18 protein-coding genes are annotated in these 18,918 nt (G+C 35.6%); 2 read left to right on the forward strand and 16 right to left on the reverse strand.

Annotation, left to right across the window (positions count from 1 at the left end; genetic code table 11):
* Window position 1: 1 nt before the first annotated feature.
* The 11 genes from AC1DS7_RS13100 to inhA1 all read right to left on the reverse strand — a co-directional run bounded on the left by AC1DS7_RS13100 (window position 2) and on the right by inhA1 (window position 13,136).
* Complete coding sequence (locus tag AC1DS7_RS13100) at window positions 2–607, reverse strand: DUF1648 domain-containing protein (protein ID WP_215588846.1); 606 nt, start codon at window positions 605–607, stop codon at window positions 2–4.
* Between the two features lie 91 nt (window positions 608–698).
* Window positions 699–1,622: an RluA family pseudouridine synthase gene (locus AC1DS7_RS13105; RefSeq protein ID WP_215588845.1), complete on the reverse strand. Its 924-nt coding sequence runs from the start codon at window positions 1,620–1,622 to the stop codon at window positions 699–701.
* 100 nt (window positions 1,623–1,722) lie between these two features.
* Window positions 1,723–2,139, reverse strand: coding sequence for a hypothetical protein (locus tag AC1DS7_RS13110; RefSeq protein ID WP_002126125.1), 417 nt, complete (start codon window positions 2,137–2,139; stop codon window positions 1,723–1,725).
* A gap of 100 nt (window positions 2,140–2,239) precedes the next feature.
* Entirely contained in the window at window positions 2,240–4,432 is a 2,193-nt protein-coding gene (locus AC1DS7_RS13115) for an MMPL family transporter (RefSeq protein WP_002166118.1), read from the reverse strand.
* Window positions 4,433–4,542: 110 nt separating this feature from the next.
* Entirely contained in the window at window positions 4,543–5,190 is a 648-nt protein-coding gene (locus tag AC1DS7_RS13120) for a phosphatase PAP2 family protein (protein WP_476999027.1), read from the reverse strand.
* A gap of 59 nt (window positions 5,191–5,249) precedes the next feature.
* A complete protein-coding gene (gene potD / locus AC1DS7_RS13125; RefSeq protein WP_002011485.1) occupies window positions 5,250–6,299 on the reverse strand; it encodes a spermidine/putrescine ABC transporter substrate-binding protein PotD in 1,050 nt (349 codons plus the stop codon).
* Between the two features lie 38 nt (window positions 6,300–6,337).
* Window positions 6,338–7,138, reverse strand: a complete 801-nt coding sequence (potC, locus tag AC1DS7_RS13130) for a spermidine/putrescine ABC transporter permease PotC (RefSeq protein WP_002011483.1) — start codon at window positions 7,136–7,138, stop codon at window positions 6,338–6,340.
* A 6-nt stretch (window positions 7,139–7,144) separates the two neighbouring features.
* On the reverse strand, window positions 7,145–7,993 hold the full coding sequence (gene potB, locus AC1DS7_RS13135) for a spermidine/putrescine ABC transporter permease PotB (protein ID WP_002126118.1): 849 nt from the start codon (window positions 7,991–7,993) through the stop codon (window positions 7,145–7,147).
* Complete coding sequence (gene potA, locus AC1DS7_RS13140) at window positions 7,990–8,973, reverse strand: spermidine/putrescine ABC transporter ATP-binding protein PotA (RefSeq protein ID WP_061675899.1); 984 nt, start codon at window positions 8,971–8,973, stop codon at window positions 7,990–7,992. The genes potB and potA overlap by 4 nt, the downstream gene beginning before the upstream one ends.
* 237 nt (window positions 8,974–9,210) lie before the next feature.
* Entirely contained in the window at window positions 9,211–10,578 is a 1,368-nt protein-coding gene (locus AC1DS7_RS13145; protein ID WP_476999028.1) for an aldehyde dehydrogenase, read from the reverse strand.
* 170 nt (window positions 10,579–10,748) lie between these two features.
* A complete protein-coding gene (inhA1, locus tag AC1DS7_RS13150) occupies window positions 10,749–13,136 on the reverse strand; it encodes a M6 family metalloprotease immune inhibitor InhA1 (protein ID WP_476999029.1) in 2,388 nt (795 codons plus the stop codon).
* A gap of 342 nt (window positions 13,137–13,478) precedes the next feature.
* Here inhA1 and AC1DS7_RS13155 point away from each other — a divergent pair, with 342 nt between their 5' ends.
* Both AC1DS7_RS13155 and AC1DS7_RS13160 read left to right on the forward strand, forming a co-directional pair.
* Window positions 13,479–13,613 carry an anti-repressor SinI family protein gene (locus AC1DS7_RS13155; protein WP_002011474.1) on the forward strand — a complete coding sequence of 45 codons (135 nt, stop codon included), beginning with the start codon at window positions 13,479–13,481 and terminating at the stop codon, window positions 13,611–13,613.
* A gap of 79 nt (window positions 13,614–13,692) precedes the next feature.
* Window positions 13,693–14,016: a helix-turn-helix domain-containing protein gene (locus AC1DS7_RS13160; RefSeq protein WP_002011473.1), complete on the forward strand. Its 324-nt coding sequence runs from the start codon at window positions 13,693–13,695 to the stop codon at window positions 14,014–14,016.
* A gap of 82 nt (window positions 14,017–14,098) precedes the next feature.
* Here the strand turns inward: AC1DS7_RS13160 and calY are convergent, their stop codons facing one another.
* The 5 genes from calY to AC1DS7_RS13185 form a co-directional block, all read right to left on the reverse strand.
* The gene (calY, locus tag AC1DS7_RS13165) at window positions 14,099–14,692 is read right to left on the reverse strand and encodes a biofilm matrix protein CalY (protein WP_305927219.1); all 594 of its coding nucleotides are present in this window, start codon (window positions 14,690–14,692) and stop codon (window positions 14,099–14,101) included.
* 441 nt (window positions 14,693–15,133) lie between these two features.
* Window positions 15,134–15,967 carry a DUF4047 domain-containing protein gene (locus tag AC1DS7_RS13170; RefSeq protein ID WP_476999030.1) on the reverse strand — a complete coding sequence of 278 codons (834 nt, stop codon included), beginning with the start codon at window positions 15,965–15,967 and terminating at the stop codon, window positions 15,134–15,136.
* Between the two features lie 161 nt (window positions 15,968–16,128).
* On the reverse strand, window positions 16,129–16,716 hold the full coding sequence (locus AC1DS7_RS13175; protein WP_002030432.1) for a CalY family protein: 588 nt from the start codon (window positions 16,714–16,716) through the stop codon (window positions 16,129–16,131).
* Window positions 16,717–16,782: 66 nt separating this feature from the next.
* Window positions 16,783–17,352 (reverse strand): signal peptidase I SipW, encoded by a 570-nt coding sequence (gene sipW, locus AC1DS7_RS13180; protein WP_002064334.1) that lies wholly within the window; start codon window positions 17,350–17,352, stop codon window positions 16,783–16,785.
* Window positions 17,353–17,549: 197 nt separating this feature from the next.
* The gene (locus tag AC1DS7_RS13185) at window positions 17,550–18,836 is read right to left on the reverse strand and encodes a D-alanyl-D-alanine carboxypeptidase family protein (RefSeq protein ID WP_476999031.1); all 1,287 of its coding nucleotides are present in this window, start codon (window positions 18,834–18,836) and stop codon (window positions 17,550–17,552) included.
* Window positions 18,837–18,918 lie beyond the last annotated feature (82 nt).

Below are 18,918 nucleotides of genomic sequence, written 5' to 3' on the forward strand. Positions count from 1 at the left end.
TTTATGTTTCATAGCTTTCTAATATGTATGCGTATAAAATGTAGAACATAAACAAAATAGACCCGCAGCTTATTACACTAATTAACAAGTAAAATCCCCACTTCAGGCTCAAAAGCAACGAAAATAATATGCCACATGCCATCACTTGAAAGATTCGCCTACTAACTAAACGGATTTTTTGTAATTTGATCGGTTCTTTCTCTCTATCCTTCACCTTTTTAAACACTTTACTAAACATAAAAAGAAACATACTAATTCCAATCGTTAGTCCTGTCTGAAAGGATATAATACTTCCCAAATTAATAAAGAGAATTAGTATATGGACAAACATCATAAATAAAGTAATACTCTTTATAAATCCATTTATAATGAAATACTCCCCTTCATTAAACTTATATATATTATGCAAAATAACATATACTAATCCATGTAAAATAATAATAAGGACAGGGATAAATAATACGACCACTTGTTTACTCATAAACTCGTTCGCTCCACCATTCTCGTTCCAATGCACTGCCATACGAGTTGGTAAATATGGATAAACACATAGAGTAAGTAAAAGACAAGCGAAAAATATCCCTAGCATATATTTATATTTGTTCAAATAATTCTCACCTCTCTTTTCTCTTAACGGCTTCGCCTCTTTTAGAGAAATCCCTGCAAAAATCTACCTTTTTCAACTTTAAACTTACACTTTACCTATTTTCTCTTTCAAGTTTTTTCATTGTATCGTTTAAATTTGTAGGGAAAGGTACGTCAACAACGATCTCTTCTTTCGTAATCGGATGCAAAAAATTAATCTTCATCGCATGTAACGCTTGCCCGGACATATATGTTGTTTGCCCACCATATAATACATCCCCAACTAATGGATTTCCATTATAGCTCATATGAACGCGAATTTGATGTGTTCTACCGGTTTCTAACTGTAACGTTACGAGTGTCGCATTTTGTTTTTTAAAATATTTCTCTACTTTATAGTACGTTATAGCTTGGTCTCCCTTTGGAGAAACACGGCGCCTTGTAGCATGATGTCGATCTCTTCCGATGGCCGCGTCAATTGTCCCTTGCTTCTTTTTTACTTTTCCTTCAACAAGTGCCGCATACGTTCTTTTAATTTTCCGTTCCATTAATAAACGATCCATAATTGCACCCGCAATTCTATGTTTTGCGAATACAACACCACCTGTCGTATCTTTATCTAATCTATGGATATGCCGAACCTTCGTCTCTAAACCTTGCATTTGAAAATGAAAAGCAACAAGATTGGCAAGTGTTCCCGTCCCATTTTTTTCAGAAGGATGTGTATCCATTTGCCCCTGCTTATTTACAATGAGTACGTGATCGTCTTCAAACACTACATTTAATTCACCATATTCCGGCTCTACGCCGTACTCCTCCTCCATAAACATATGAACTTGTAACTTATCTCCTTCTTTTAAAAGTTCATTCCATCTCCTTTGTTCTCCGTTAACCGTAACACCTTTTTCCATACGAAGCTGATGTAATAACTTTTTTGGTACTTCCCATTCTACTTTTAACAACGACTCAATACTTATACCATTCCACGTCGCTGGAACCGTAATTTCGCACCATTCGCCCTTTTTCTTTGTTTCCATACTATAATCACCTTATTTCTATTGATTCTCTCATTGTAACGGAAAACATAATTTGATGCACCGTCAAAAATAGAGGACAGCCTTATACTCGACTGTCCCCTCACGCTCTAAGCCTTTTCATTTCCTGCAACACTTCTTCAGCTTTTTGTTCATACAATAAATCTTTAAAGAAATCCGCCAATCGTTTATAGTCGTTGTACGTATCTAATAAGTCGTCTATTTTCTCTCCTTTCATAACTTGTTGCTTTTGCTTCATTTTTACTGGATAGCGATACCCCGATACTTCTTGTATTTTGTAATACTCATCCTCTACTTGAATGACTTTTACAAGTTCCTCTTCTTCCGCATCCATCGTATACCCGTCAAAGTCTCTAAGCAGTTCATAAATAATATGAGTCCATTCATCTTTTGGGTAAAACCCTTTTTCCAACCGATAACCGACAATGCGATACATATGCCCATCGTTTTCAGCAAACTGTACTGTATCATTTAGCTTAAACTTAAAATAACGAAACATTGCCTTCACCTACTTGTATGTAATGTTCTTATCACATACTATGCGCAAAATATGGGCCCTGCTATTCATAAAAAAAACTCATCTATAAGATGAGTTTTTTTTACGATGATTTTTCTCTTTTCTTTCGAAATGGTAGCCACCAGTTCCAATCCCCAAACAATTTCATTAAACTTGGTACGAGCATAAGACGGATAATTGTTGCATCAAGAAATATTGCTAGTGCAACCCCAAGCCCCATCTGCTTTACTGGTAAAATATCAGTAAAGGCGAACGCACCGGTAACAACAATCATAATTAAAGCGGCGGACGTAATAATTCTACTTGTCGAAACAAGTCCTTCTAACGTTGCTTGATCGTTATCTCCTGTTTCTTCATAAAGCTCATGAATACGTGAAATAAGAAATACTTCATAATCCATGCTAAGCCCAAATACGAGGCCGAAAATAAAGATTGGTAATACAAATAAAACTGAACTCTCTTCTAATCCGAAATGACCACCTTCAAATAACCAAATAACAATTCCAATTGTTGCACTTAAACTAAGTACGTTCATAATAATAGCTTTAATTGGAATGAGTATAGAGCGGAATGCGAATAATAAAATGACAAAGGTTGATCCAAATATAACAGACATACCAATTGCAACTTTATCTTTAATTTCATCTTCTAACTCTTGCTGGAACGTCGTCATACCGCCCAAATAATAAGTAACATCATTTTCTTTATAATTCTTTTTGAAATCACGAACCCATTGTTTTGCGGTTTCTGTACTTGGCTTAGTATCCAAAAAGACTTCCATTGTTGTTTTATTCCCTTTCGTATACGCTTCAAATACAGGAGCTATTTTCGCAGCTTCTGGCGACTGTAACATTCCAGCAACTTGATCTGCTTTCATTCCATTTAGCCCGTCATATACACTTTTCACCTTATATACTTGCTTATCGTCTTTTAACTTTTGAACAACAGCTTCTATCTTTTGTAAACTTTCTTTTTCTGTTATATCTTTCTTCGTCTCTACTACTAATGTAACATCAGCGTGTGTTTGGACAGTTTTATTAAAGGCTTCTTCATACTTCTCAAATGCAACTCTCGTATCACTCTTTTCAGGTAACGCTTCAACACCAGGAAACTGCAAGTTAGCTGTACGCAGCGGTAATAAACAAATAACAATAAATGTTGTAACAACAATAATCATGACGATTGGATGTTTCATTACAAACTGTGCAAATTTACGCCATACATTTGATGGCGTAGGCGCCGCCTGATTCTTTTTTAATATCCTTTTACCAATTAAAGATAATAGCGCCGGAAGAAGTGTTAGCGAAAACAAAATGCTCATAATAACGACAATCATCCCGCTAATAGCAACAGACTGAATATAATCTATCTTAAAGAAAAATAAGCCTGATAAACCGACGAATACACATAACCCTGAAAATACGATAGCACGCCCTGCCGTTTGATACGTAATCGCTATCGCTTCTTTCACTGTTCTCTTCGCAACTTCCTCTCGAAAACGATTTACAAATAACAGTGCGAAATCAATTGATAATGCGAGTCCAATCATCGGTGCAACATTTAACACGAAAATAGATAGCTCTTTATCACTACCTATAAAATATAAAATCCCCATCGTACTAATGACACTAAGCGCGCCATTTACAATCGGTAAAATAGACGCAATCAGACTACCAAATGAGAATAATAGTACGAGAAAAGCAATAGGTAATCCAATCATCTCTGCTACTTTTAAATCATTTTGCGTTCTTTCATTAATCTCTTGATTAATTTTCGGATATCCTGTCGGTGTTACTTTTAATACGCTATTACTTTCCTTCTCGATTTTCCCGGCAAATTGTAATGTCTTTTCCATTCGTTCTTTATTTGTTTTCCCGGAAAATAAAATCGTCGCATAACCGATATCATCTTGTAACATCTCTTTATTTTGCATTGGATGATGGAAAGATTCGTATTTTTCTTTCTCTTCAATTTGATTTATTATCCCCTCTATACGCTTTTGGAACTCCTCATGCGAAGTATCCTTTTCCTTCTCAAAAACGAGTAAAAGTGTATCTTGAGACTGCTTAAAATCTTTATCTAAAATTTCTTTCGTCTTTTGATAATCCCCTTCTGTTTGGAAACCATCACCGCCCAATACTCCTGGAAGTTTTGGAGCAAAAATACCGAGCACTATCGCAAGTAGTAGTAATGCTACAATTACTGTATAACGAAATTGATACAAAAAAGTTCCTAACTTCCCCCACTTATCAATTTTATGTACATTTGTCTTCACACAGTTTCACCTACTTTATATAATTCACTTGTCATTTATACTTTATCACATCTCCCCATAAACAAAAAACGTCTAGAAAAACTATAATACTAGTTTTTCTAGACGTTTTTTTATCTCTCGTTATTAAGTCCCAATCTCTCGGTAAGTAAACGATGACAATAAATTGCGATGATTAACAAAATGCCACCTGCGCAGTAACCAGCTAAAATATCAGTCGGGTAATGAACATTTAAAATAACTCTACTTAATCCAATCAATATAATTAATATGCCCATCGAAATCGTAATACCACATTTTCCAGCTATGCTTTTCAAATTGGCAGCAATGATATAGGCAAGAAAACCGAATGTTATAATAGATAGCATTGCATGTCCGCTTGGGAAGCTATACCCAAGTGCGTCAAGTGCCTCATTTAATGATGGGCGGTCTCTTTTTGCAATTTCTTTTATCCCTTTATTAACAAGGTGTGTCGTTAATATAGCCATTGGATACACAATCATAGCAGCATAATAACGCTTTTTCCAAAAAACGAGCAAACTTATAATTAGTGTCGTTATAACTCCAATTGCAGATCCTAACTTTGTAAAATATGTGAAGAATGTAATTGAGCTTTCTATTTGTAATCCTTTTACCATATCACGTACGTATGTATCCATCATTGTAACACCACCTACATGTACCCTCCAAGCGATGATGCTAAATAGAACAAACAATAAAATGATACACATTAACTCATACTGATGTAACTTTTTCTTCAATCGATTTCCTCCTACTATGAAAAAATGCGATTTCTACTTTAGAAACCGCATTTTCTTACTTATTTACCTTTTGTTTTCAGCTCTGTCCAGTAGCGATCGTAGTCTTTTAACTTATCGTCTACATCAACAAGCCATTCTGTACGATCTAATTCTTCTTTTGTTAAGAAGATCATGTGATTATCACGATATTCTTTACTATGAAGAGGATGAGCTTTTTCATTTGGATTACTGTAACCAATTGACTCGTAGTTTTTCACACTTACTTTTTCATCTAATAAGTAGTTCATAAACTTCTCTGCAAGTTCTTTATTTTTCGCACCTTTTGGAATAGCTAACGTATCAGCCCAAATTGTGCCACCTTCTTTTGGTACAACGTATCCTACATCTTTATTGTCTTTCGCAATGAATGCTGCGTCTCCAGACCAAACTGTCCCGATCCAAGCATCTTCTGTAATGAATTTTTGTTTAATATTATCTGTATCGAATGCTAATAAGTTTGGAAGTAGCTTCTGCAAATCAGCAGACGCTGTCTTTAACTGTGCATCCTCTTTCGTGCTATTAGAGAAACCGTTTTTCTTAAGTCCCATTCCTAATACTTCACGAGAATCGTTTAATAAAGTAACATGTCCTTTATATTTCTCGTTCCATAAATCATTCCAGCTTGTAGGTGTTTCTTTCACATACTTTTTATTGTATGCAATTCCTGTTACACCCCAAGTATATACTAGAGAATACTTATTCTCTGGATCAAACGCAGGTGTTTTAAAGTTAGAAACAAGGTTCTCGATGTTCGGGATATTCTTCTTATCTAAAGGCGCTAATAAGTCCATCTTCGCCATCGTTTTCACCATGTAATCAGATGGCTGAATTAAATCATATGTCGCGCCACCAGCTTGTAATTTCGCAAGCATTTCTTCATTACTTGCATATTTATCGTAGTTAATTTTCACGTTATATTTCTTTTCAAAATCTTTTAAAACTTGCTCATCAAAATTGTCAGCCCAGCTATAAATGTTTAATTCTTCTTTTTTCTCACCACAACCAGCAAGTACACCTGCAGCAAGACTGAAGCTAATTGCTATACCAGCTAATCTCTTCACTAATTTCATCGGTTTATTACCTCCTCGTTCTTTCTATATCATTCGTATTATAAAGGAAGGTGTCCTCCAGAGTTCTCTTCACCGTCTGCACCTTTATTACGGAAGATTTCCGATAGCACCATTAATCCTACAATTACAACAATTAATATTGTAGAAAGAGCATTAATTTCAGGCGATACTCCACGCTTAACCATACTATAAATGTATAATGGCAATGTTGTTGATCCTGGTCCTGATACGAAGAAACTAATTACAAAATCATCAATCGATAATGTGAATGTTAATAATGCGGCTGAAATAACTCCTGGTGCAATTGCTGGAAACGTTACATAACGAAACGTTTGCCACGGCGTTGCTCCTAAATCGTTTGCAGCCTCTTCTAAATCACGTCCCATACCAGAAAGACGTGCCGCTAAAATAACAACAACAAATGAAATACTGAATGTAATGTGTGCAATAATAATTGTTGTTTTTCCAAGTTCCATACCTAATTGACTAAATAGGATAAGTAAAGATAATCCCATTAAAATATCAGGAATTAAAATTGGTAAATATACAAGACCGTTAATGGCCCCTTCAAAACGATATTTGTAACGGTGTAATGCAATAGCAAAAATCACACCAAGAACTGTCGTCACAATTGTCGTTATAACAGCAATCGTCATACTATTTACAAACGCATCAATAACATCTTGTTTTTGAAATAAATCTGTATACCAATGGAGTGTAAAGCCCTCCCATTCCGCATTAATGCGAGAATCGTTGAAGGAATATACCATTAAAACCATCATTGGAAAATACAAAAACAATAAGATTAACCAAGAATAAGAAACTAAAAACTTCTTCATTTTTGCCTATTCCCCTCCGTTTCCATCATATTTATATACTTTCGTTGCACGATAATATAAGTAAATTAACAGAACAGAGAATAGAACAACAATCATAGATAACGCGGAACCAAACGGCCAGTCACGTGAACCTAAGAATTGGTTTTGAATTACGTTTCCGATTAATGCTACTTTCGATCCACCCATAACGTCTGATACAACAAACATTCCGATAGAAGAAACGAATACTAAAATAGAACCAGTTGTAATCCCTGACATCGTCATCGGTACTGTTACATTCCAAAATGCCTTTACTGGTGTTGCTCCTAAATCATAAGCCGCCTCTAGCTTACGCTTATCAAGCTGCTCAATTGCTGCATACACTGGTAAAATCATAAATGGTAATAAAGAATATACCATTCCGAGTATTACAGAAGGCGTATTATATAGCAGATTTAAAGGTTCACTAATAATACCTAGTTTCAATAGCAATGTGTTTACAAGTCCTTGTGAACGTAAAATAACAATCCATGCGTATGAACGAACAAGAAAGTTAATCCAAAACGGAATCGTTGCCAATAATAGAAGGATAGAACGATATTTACGATCAACAATTGTAATTGTATAGGCGAATGGATAACCGATTAATAAACATAGTACTGTCGTAATAACAGCTATCTTCACTGTTTCCCATAACGTCCCCATATATAATGGATCAAACACACGTGCTATGTTATCTAATGTAAATTTCATTTCCACTGTCCCGTATGCTCCGCGCTGCATGAAGGCAAATGCTAATACGAACAGAAGTGGAATTAGGAAGAAGAGTAACAGCCATACGACTGTAGGTAATGCGAGTAATTTCCCTTTCTTCAATTTAAGGTCACCTCGTCCTCTTGCTCCCAGCCTACATATACATTATCTCCAATGCTCCACTGCGTTGCTTCTTCAGCAGTTTGGTATGCCATTAGTAATTCCGCTGTTTTCTCCTCACGTACATATAGCTTTTCCATATTTCCAACAAATTCAATATCTTCAATATGTCCAAGATGGTATTCTTTTAAAATTGGCTCTTCAACCGAGCGAACTTTTACATTTTCAGGGCGAACTGCTACGTAGTTTTCCCCATTTTTCACGATATTATTTTCACCGATGAACGTCGCAACAAACAATGTTTTCGGCTTATTGTAAATTTCCTTAGGCGTGCCGACTTGTTCGATATGCCCTTTATTCATAACGACAATACGATCACTCATACTCATCGCTTCTTCTTGATCGTGCGTTACATATATGAACGTAATTCCTAAATTACGTTGTAAGTTTTTCAATTCACGTTGCAAATCTTTTCTTAACTTAAAGTCAAGCGCTCCAAGTGGCTCATCTAATAGTAATACACGTGGGTTGTTTACAATTGCTCTTGCAATTGCTACACGCTGCTGCTGTCCACCAGAAAGCTTCGAAGGTTTACGATTACGGAACTCAAGTAACTGCGTTAAACGCATTGCCTCTTCCGCACGTTCTTTCTGCTTTGCTGCTGATACTTTTTGCATTTTCATACCGAAACAAATATTTTTTTCAACATTCATATGTGGGAATAGTGCGTAATGTTGGAACACTAAATTCATATGACGCTTGTATGGCGGCAAATCGTTAATCTTTTCATCATCTAATAAAAGATTCCCTTTAGTTGGGGTTTCAAATCCTGCGATCATACGAAGTAAAGTCGTTTTCCCGCAACCACTCGGTCCTAAAATTGTTAAAAATTCTCCTTCTTTAATATCTAAAGAAAGAGGGGGGATAATCACTTGATTTCCAAAATGTTTTTCTACTGCTTCAACTTTAATAATCTTTTTCATTTTCCCGTCCTATCTACCTTAAATTTTAATTTTTATATTCATGAATAAATATTTATGTTCTATAGACTATTTTTTTGTTTCGATCCAAACAAAAATGGTTGTTTAGCAGCGTTCTCTTCTATTCTTTATGTAGTATGTTTGATTCATTTTCGCATGATACATATGTCGAACAGAAAAACCCCTTCAGTTGCGAAGGGGTTTTTATCATACGGCTACGCCTACTGATAAACACCATCATCATTTTAACAACTTTCGTATGAATTTTAAAGCACTTTTTGTAGAAGAGTAACGAATTTTCATGTCGAATGCTGTAGATTGGGACAAAATGCTTTTATAATGGGAAAAAGTCCGAAAACTTTGTTCACCATGATAGCTGCCTAATCCACTACTTCCAACGCCCCCAAAAGGTAAATATGGCGTTGCAAGATGATATACGACATCATTTATACATCCTCCGCCATATGAAATATTACTCGTCACTTTCTCTTGCACTTTTCTATCTTCAGAAAATACATATAGTGCTAACGGCTTTGGATGGTGCTGAATCGTTTCAATTACCTCTTCTATTTTGTCATATTCTATAATTGGTAAAATAGGTCCAAAAATTTCATCTTCCATAACAGCACTTTGCCATGTAACATTCGTTAATACTGTCGGCTCGATGTGTAATGTTTCTTTCGTATAATTCCCGCCAATCACAGGTTTACCGTCTTGTAAAAATGTACATAGACGTTCAAAATGACGCTCACTTACAATTCGCACATAATTGTCATTTTGCAAAGCATCTTTTCCATATTGCTCTGCGATTTCATGTCGTAATACCTCGATTAACTGCTCTTTCACTGAAGAATGAACGTATATATAATCAGGCGCTACACACGTCTGCCCAGCATTCAAAAACTTGCCCCAAACGATACGTCTTGCGGTTACATCTAGCTTTGCATCTTTATGTACAATACATGGGCTTTTCCCGCCAAGCTCTAACGTAAGAGGCGTTAATTTTTTCGCCGCTGCTTCCATCACAACTTTTCCAACACCAACACTACCTGTAAAGAAAATATAGTCAAACGGTTCCTTTAAAAGTGCAGTGCTTTCCTGAGCGCCGCCTTCTACTACCGATACAAGCTCTTCTGGGAATAATTCACCTAACATTCTCGTAAGCACTTTTGAAACGTTTGGCGTTAACTCTGACGGCTTTAAAACGACTGTATTGCCAGCTGCCAATGCTCCTACGAGTGGCGCAATTGCTAATTGAAACGGATAGTTCCACGGTGCGATAATAAGCGTCACACCATACGGTTCTGGCACCACTTTCCCCTTCGATCCAAAATGAGTAAGAGCTGTGCGAACACGCTTTGGTTTACTCCAAGATGAAATATGCTTCATTTGAAAAGAAATCTCTTTTAGTACATATCCAATTTCTGTTGTAAATGATTCGTGAACTGATTTATTCAAATCTAATTTCAACGCTTGAAAAATCTCACCTTCAAAACGCTGAATTCCTTCATAAAGCTTCTGCAAATTCTTCTTTCTCGTCTCTAGACTTCTCGTATGTCCTTTGTGAAAATATTCCTTTTGTTTATTTACAATAGAGGAAATACTCATGCACTCACCTTCTCCCACTATTTTTATCCAATTATTTCATTATTTATATAGACTTCATATGTAACAAATTTCTATTCTTAAAGTTACATTATATATAACTTTTCCCTTTATATAAAATTCATTGCTCACAAAAAACTACCGAAAGAAAATCTCCCGGTAGTTTTACTGTATTAACGGTATAAACGAACAGCACCTGCAGAATTATCATCAGCTTGTCCTACTACTTCAAACTTCAGACCAAGCTTCGGTAAAATACGTCCTGCATCTGGAATCTGTTGATTAATATACGTTTTCGAATCATCAAACTTCGGTACACCAGCTAAGCCATTATACGTATACGTTCCACGCGTTGGAGATACAACTTTCCAAGCTGGCGTTTTGTCGAATGAGAACGCCGCATCAGCAATCTGGAATCGTGTACTACTGTCAATTGTCGGCTTACCATTTAAAGTTCCTACAATTGCTTCTGGATGAGAATCAACTACACCAAGGAAACCGTGTCCTGGATGTAAACCAACCCAGTTATCTGAGTAAGCTGAGTCTGCATACCATACAACCATACCTGAGTTATATTCTGGACCACGAGCAAATTTCAATGCGCTATCTGATCCAGTATGGTTTCTCCACTCTACATAGTAGTTATGTTTTTTCTTCTCTGTTCCGCTAGAAACAACGAAACCATCTAATTTAAATTGTGATGTACCTTCTGCATCATCTGAGAATGCAACTTTACCATCTACTGTTAATGACGCATTATCAAGTAGGAAACCATTTAATGCTAAACCACCATCTGTAATGTACTCAAATGTTAATTTTACTTTCTTACCTTTGAATTGACTTAAATCATATGATTTGTCAATCCATTTCCCATTTGTCGTAGCTGCATTTCCACTATTTGCTTTCTCACCAATTCTTTCAATTAACGTTTGTTGACCATCTTCTGTTACAGCRTGTACTTCAAGGAAATCATACTCAGCTTCAATCTCATATAATGATTTGAAATCGAATTTCGCATTCGTTGCATTTGTCAAATCAAACAGTGGTGTTTCCATTTTTGTGTGAAGATTGTCACCTTTTGTGCTGTAGTAATACTGTTTACCAAATGCTGGCTGAATTCCTTTTACATCTTTATCTGGTAAGTTAACACGAATCATACCTGGTCGGCTAGATTTCGTAACACTTTGGTCTAAATATGTTGCTAGACCGACACCTTTATTTAATTTCTCGTAATCTACTTCTACGATATTTGCCCAGTTACCACCGATTGTTTTTTGGAAAAACTCTTTATTTTGTGGTGAGAAACTTGTTGGCGTTGTTCCTGCGATCTTACCAGCCCAGCTTCCGCCACTCATAACAGACCAAGCTTGAATTGGTTCACCATGACCGGTATAGTCTGTATCATACTCATCTGGAAGACCTAAATCATGACCATATTCATGTGCGAATACACCAACCGCGCCATCTTCTGGTTCAATTGTGTAGTCGAATGCTGCCATATTTCCGCCCCAATATGGAACTTTCGCTTGTGTACCTTCAATTGCGAATGGTTTTGGTCCAACTGTCCAGCGATGTGACCAAATTGCATCATCACCTAATTTACCACCGCCAGCTTCTTGTCCAACACCCGCATGAATAATCATTAAGTGATCGATTAAACCGTCCGGTTGATTTTGATTTCCATCACCATTTACATCGTATTGATCGAACTGATCAAACTGTGATAAATCAAGACCGCTATCTACAGCTGCTTTTAATGCATCTTTTACTAGATCACGTGGTCCTTTTGGCCCTTTATTATCATGACCTGTTGCAGCATCAGCACCGTAATCAGCAGCTTTACCAGGAACTGTTAACCATTTTGTAACTGTTCCATCAACAGTGTAACTACCACCAGATTGCTCTTCGTAATATTGTTTAAACGTTTCGATTTTGCTTCCATCATCTAACGCGAATGGCTCATTACCGAATAACATTTTTTCATAGTGTTCTTTGTTAAAATCGTTAGAATACATGTAGCCAGGTTCTTTATCAATATTGTTATGCTTGAAATCAGCATACTCTACAAGTAAAACGAGTACTTTATCCTTTCGAACTTCACCGTTATATTCTTTTTGCTTTGCTGGAGAAGTTGGTACTTTACCATTTAGACCGCCTTTAACTGGGCCTGTCGCTGCAGGTGTCCCTGTTGCCGGTTTGTCTAACTTTTCTTTCGTTTCTGCTTTCGCATCTTTCACTTTCTTTAAAAAGTCAGATGCATCTTTCGTAAGTTGGTCCCCATTTGTCGCTTCTTTCCCAGGATTTTCACCCTTCTTCTTCTCTACATACTTTTCGACAGCTTTCTTTGTTTCTGTCTCTGAAGCTGACGAATCAATTACCCCACGATTTTTTAGCGCATTTGCTAATCTCTCTTCTGGGATTAAGTGATCATCAACTGGACTTGTAGCTGTCTTGTTCTCCGGCGTTTCAGCGTATACAGACTGGCTTCCAGCACCAAACGACAAGCCTAGAACAGCTGTCAAAGCAATTGATGATAACACTTTAAATGGTTTCTTTTTCATCCCTTATTGCCTCCCCTAATATAAAATATGTATTACATACTTTATATTATTAAAAATTCAATATATTTTCAATATTTAGTTATATTATGTAATTTTTTTAATATATTTGTAAAAATTTCATAGTTAGTATACGAATATATCACAATTCAACAATGTTTTCAGAAAATATTGAAAATATTTGTCAGAAACTTTATAATCGCCATAGAGGGAATTTAATGGGGATTTTATCTTTGTTTCATCTACAAAATATTTGATAATTCACTATATAAAATACAAAATCCGATTGCATTATCATATATTCTGTAGCAGCAATTATGACCACTAATTAGGGAGGAATTACATTTGTACAAAGATAAGGCTGACTCACTAGATCAAGAATGGATTGATTTAATACTTGAAGCTCTAGATGCTGGCATTGCCCTGCAAGATATTGAACACTTTTTTCAACGTATGAAGCATACGAGCCAGGCTCAATAGCCTCGTTCTTTTTAACGAAGTTTATGTTATAATAATCACATCATAAGACGACTACATATTGATAGAAAGGTGCGCAAATATGATAGGAGAACGTATAAAACGCCTTCGTTTACAAAAAGGCATTTCATTAACAGAACTCGCCGAAAAAGCTGGTGTCGCTAAATCTTACATTAGTTCTATAGAACGGAATTTACAAAAAAACCCTTCTATTCAGTTTCTTGAAAAAATTGCAGCTGTTCTACAAATTCCAGTTGATACTTTACTTCACGATGAAACAACAACGGAAAGTCATCTAGACTCCGAATGGACACAGCTCGTTAAAGATGCGATGAGCTCTGGTGTCTCAAAAGAACAGTTTCGTGAATTTCTCGAATTTACACAATGGAAGAAAAATCAACAATAATACATATAAAAGAGTGCTTAAAACGGGCACTTCTTTTTTTCTTTATAAAAAAAAGCGGGGAATCCCCCGCTTTTTTTATTTATTATTTTTCTTCTCCATCTGTTTGGTTAGCATTGAATGTCCACTCTAAATTCAATGAATCACCTTGGAAAATATTTTGATCTTTTTCATTGTCTACGAATTCAAACTGTACCCATAGGTAATCCTCTGTGCCAGCCTCTAATCCACCCTTTTCTCCCCACTCAGGAGCAAAGATGTCTTTAGCTAAAAGATCTGGATCCACATTTTGTAAATCCGCTAAAGTTGTTTCATATACAGGCTCACTTTGCTTATCCCAGTTCCAAAGGAATTTCACTTTAATATGCTTACCGAAGTCTTCACCAGCATTATCACCTTTTGCATCTTTCACAGTATACTTTGTCGCTAATTTAACATCTTTAATTGCTAAAGTACCGTCGTTCTTTAATAAGAACTCTTTCTTAACAGAATCCCCTGGTTTTAAATCTTTAATATCTACAAGCGTTTTAGGGTTTAATGTAAGGTCTAACGTCCCAGCTGCAAATGTATTGTTTGATACTTCTTTATCGCTAAAGTAAGCGAATGTTCCTCCACCAATTAAAGATAACCCCAATGCTGCTGATGCAACTCCCATACCTAATTTCTTTTTCAGACTCACAATCAATTCCCCCTAGCTGTTTTTTGTATTTTTATCTCTTATTTCAAAATAAGAGGTGTAACTAAAACTATATTAGCTTAGCTAATATTTGTTCTTTTTTTAAAACCTTAAGTTCATTATAACGAACAAGACTATATAAATACAATATATATTTTGATTATTTTTATTTCTCAACATTTTTTCCTTTTTTTCAGAAAAGTATTGAGAAATAAAGTGAAACTTTAATCAGTGTTTTTCTGTTCATCCCCACTGATCATTAACCTTCACCAAGCGGTGCTGCCAACTAACTTCCTCGCATTCGTTAAATTTTCAGGTGAAGACCTTATACCCACGAATAGTGAAATAAGAAAAACAAAGCAAATAGATGAGTCGTAGGGCTCTCTCGCCTATTTGTCTTATCATTGTATTTATTCCTTCCGAAATGCTGCTGTATTTTACTTACTATTCCTTCTTTTCTTCTTGCTTCTTACTCTCTTCTAGTTTTTTCGCCTCTTCCTGCTTCTTACTCTCTTCTAGTTTTTTCGCCTCTTCCTGCTTCTTACTCTCTTCTAGTTTTTTCGCCTCTTCTTGTTTCTTACTCTCTTCTAGCTTTTTCGCCTCTTCTTGTTTCTTGCTCTCTTCTAACTTTTTCGCCTCTTCTTGTTTCTTGCTCTCTTCTAGCTTTTTCGCTTCTTCTTGCTTCTTACTCTCTTCTAATTTCTTTTGCTTCTCAGCCTCACTCACTTGTTTTGCTGTTTCATCTACTAATAATTTTTCAAAAGCTTGAATTTGTTTATCAATCACCTGTAAATTAACCTCTTTATCAACATACTCACAGTGCTCTTTAACTATATGAAAACCAGCATTCACATACGAGAATACTTGCTTATTAGATTCACTTTTATTTCCCTTTAACTCTTCTTTCACTTTGTTATAAGGATTTTCTATTGATGCATATACCTTTTGTAACAGTTCCCTCTCAGTAACAATTTTCTCACGTCCTTGCTTCCACATAACAAGCGCCTGTTCTAATTCTTGAGTGGAAGTGAAAGTTACTTTCGATTTCATCTCTTCATACTCATGCAAAATTACTTCCTTATGTTGCTTAGCTTGTTCTGTCAACTGATCAACTGTTTTTGGAAAAATACTTGCTGTAGAAATAGTAGCCTGCACTTTCGTCTCATGAATGAAAGCTGCCTCTGTATAAGTCATCATTTGAGAACCTAAATAAAAAGTAATAGAGCACAAACATGGCAATATAAGCATCTTTTTGAATTTGCGAGGTGCCTTCAGCATTTTAATCTCTCCTATCGAACAACTTGTTCTTTATCAAGAACTATACCTTTATTATAATAAAGTGAATTACAAAATGATATAAAAATTATGTTTCTTTTTACATTTCTCTTTTAACACAAAAAGAGACTACCACTTTTGATAGTCTCTTTTTGTTGTCATTATTATTTCGTTTCACCATCGCCTTGCTGTGCATCAAACGTCCAAGTTAATTGTAACTTATCGCCTTGGAATTCATTTTGGTCTTTTTTATTATCAACGAATTCAAATTTCACTTTGAATTTATCAGATTTACCTGCAGAAATACCTTTTTCATCCCAGAACCAAGCAGCTAAATCATTATTAACTGCTGTAAGTGTATCACCCTTCAATTTATCTAATGTAGTTTCTTTCACAATCGTCTCATGCTTATCTACATTTTTTAAGAATGTTACTTTAATATGTTTACCAAAATCATCTTTATTATCTTTCTTCGTATCTTCTACACTATAGTCTGTTTTTAATAGAACCTTTTTAATATCTAAAGAGCCTTTATTTTCTAGTTTAAATTCTTTTTCAATTGTATCACCAGGTTTTAAATTCGATACATTAACAACTGTTGATGGATTTAATGATAAATCAAGCGTACCAGCCGCAAATGTATTATTTGACACTTCTTTATCGCTAAAGAATGCAAATGTTCCTCCACCAACTAATGCTGCTCCTAATACTGCTGATGCGATACCCATTCCTAATTTTTTCTTTAAAGTCATGTCCATATCCCCTTAATATATATATATATTTGTTAACTTCCTAAACGGAAAGTATAACCAAACGAACTAGACGGATTGTTCTACTTTTTTATCTTTCTTTTCTCCGTCAATGCTACGAATAGCGCCAAAAATAGAAATTGCGGAATAGCCAAGTAAAAAGACTCCAGGAATAATGAGAAGTAATGCTGCTCCCGCTTTTGAACTCGCATAATTCAGTCCATAACCAACGTATGGAACTGTAATATCTGCATACTTTCCAATTACATTCTCTGCAAGTACTGGTGCTAAATCTGGTCCGTTGTTGTTATCCCCTTTTGTTTCATACATTACTTTTCCATTTGTATCTTTCACACCGATAATACGGTGAGTGATAATTTTGTCATCTTTCTCTTTAAACGTAATAACATCACCTTTTTTATATTTAGAACCATCTTTCGTTGGCTCTATCGCAATGATTGATCCTGTTAAAAATGTTGGTTCCATCGATCCTGAAAGAACGCTCTTAAATTGATATCCCATCACTGTTGGATCCCCGCCACTCGCTTTTGAAGAAATAACTACAAAAGCTAAACAAACCATTACCGCAAATAAAACAAATGAGATAACGTTGCTAATCACCTTCCAAATTAATTTCATCGTCTCTCTCCCTCTCCGTTGTTTTATGTTATTTGAAGTATACAATATTCATTTCCGTTCTTTAACAAGAACACAAGTAAATAATATAACGAACGATACGGAAATGCAATAAGAAAATTTACAATTATTAGTTAAATCATTTTTGAAATGCATACAAAAAAGACCGTGACAAAATCTCATCACGGTCTACTAGCAATTTATTTTTCTTCTGATTTCATCCCTTGGTTATTTCGGCGCAGCACTACATATAAAATCGCTCCAAATAATAAAATCGCACCTATTCCAACACTTATCACTTTCACATTCGATTCCTTTACTTCAGGTGCAACTGTATCTTTTTTAGGCATCGCAAAAGTAACATCTTCTTTTGAAAGAACATTTATAGTCGCAATCGTTTGATTATTCTTTATAATATCTACCGCACCAACTACTTCACCGCGATGAATTCCTTTTTGATACAAAGATTCTTTATCCACTGAATTAACCCGAAAAGCCGTTTTTATATTTTTCCCTTCATCTTTCTTTAGCATAAGCTCTGCACTTTTTTCCAGCTCAGAATCAACATCTTTATTTAAATACTTTGCCTTTTGGTGCCAACTATGTTTATCTAGTACAGTTTGCTTCGTAAATTGCCCAAAAGAATATTCCGCCATCTGCTTCAAATCTTCATAAATTTCAGGTCTTTGAGAAGCCATTACTACATTTATAATACGATTACCATCCTTCTCATTTAATAAAACGAGCGTATTGCGTGCTTCATTCGTAAATCCTGTCTTACCACCAATGCTATATGGATTTTCAAAATAAGTAGACTTATTAAAAATAGAAACTGTTTGCGTAGATGTCGTAACCGTCGTTCTTTTCGTATTCATCGCTTGTAAAATTTCAGGATACTTTTGCACACCTCTCGTAATCATGGCCATATCATATGGCGTCGTATAATGATTTGGATCATGCAATCCATTTGGCGTTACAAAATGACTATCTTTAGCCCCTAATTGCTTCGCCCTTTCATTCATCATATTGGCGAAGTTTTCAACACTTCCTCCAATACGCTCCGCAATCGCATAGGATACATCATTCGCACTCAGCACCATTAAAATCATAAGTGCAGTATTTCTATTAATAGTCTCACCAGGTTGAAACTCAATTTGATAATTACTCTTCTCTTGATCTAATGCTAATTGTGAAAACGTAAATTGATCCTCTGGCTTCGTATGCTCCATCAGTAAAATCGCCGTTAACACTTTCGTCATACTAGCAGGGAACGCACGATGATGTGCATTTTTGTCGTACAACATATCTCCTGTTTTCGCATCAATCGTAGTCGCAAACTGACTAAAAACATTCGGCCCTTCCGCAGGTGGAGGTGCCACTTGCTCCGGATTTACTCCAATATTCGTCTCAGCATATAACGTCATAGGTGTCAAAAAAAATAAACAAATAACCATAACAAAAACCGAAATTTCCTTAAAATTTACCATATGACTCTCCCTTTTCCCTTTACTTTCACATTCTATAAAATACCTCTACCAACCTATATGTAATTTGTATTAATTTGGAAGA

Source organism: Bacillus sp. P4_E1 (genome assembly GCF_056401715.1).

Coding starts and splice junctions, on each gene's coding strand:
- AC1DS7_RS13185 (WP_476999031.1), bottom strand. CDS start 18,836: ATGGTAAATTTTAAGGAAATTTCGGTTTTTGTTATGGTTATTTGTTTA.
- AC1DS7_RS13105 (WP_215588845.1), bottom strand. CDS start 1,622: ATGGAAACAAAGAAAAAGGGCGAATGGTGCGAAATTACGGTTCCAGCG.
- AC1DS7_RS13160 (WP_002011473.1), top strand. CDS start 13,693: ATGATAGGAGAACGTATAAAACGCCTTCGTTTACAAAAAGGCATTTCA.
- AC1DS7_RS13170 (WP_476999030.1), bottom strand. CDS start 15,967: ATGCTGAAGGCACCTCGCAAATTCAAAAAGATGCTTATATTGCCATGT.
- potA (WP_061675899.1), bottom strand. CDS start 8,973: ATGAAAAAGATTATTAAAGTTGAAGCAGTAGAAAAACATTTTGGAAAT.
- sipW (WP_002064334.1), bottom strand. CDS start 17,352: ATGAAATTAATTTGGAAGGTGATTAGCAACGTTATCTCATTTGTTTTA.
- AC1DS7_RS13175 (WP_002030432.1), bottom strand. CDS start 16,716: ATGACTTTAAAGAAAAAATTAGGAATGGGTATCGCATCAGCAGTATTA.
- AC1DS7_RS13145 (WP_476999028.1), bottom strand. CDS start 10,578: ATGAGTATTTCCTCTATTGTAAATAAACAAAAGGAATATTTTCACAAA.
- potC (WP_002011483.1), bottom strand. CDS start 7,138: ATGAAGAAGTTTTTAGTTTCTTATTCTTGGTTAATCTTATTGTTTTTG.
- AC1DS7_RS13110 (WP_002126125.1), bottom strand. CDS start 2,139: ATGTTTCGTTATTTTAAGTTTAAGCTAAATGATACAGTACAGTTTGCT.
- potD (WP_002011485.1), bottom strand. CDS start 6,299: ATGAAATTAGTGAAGAGATTAGCTGGTATAGCAATTAGCTTCAGTCTT.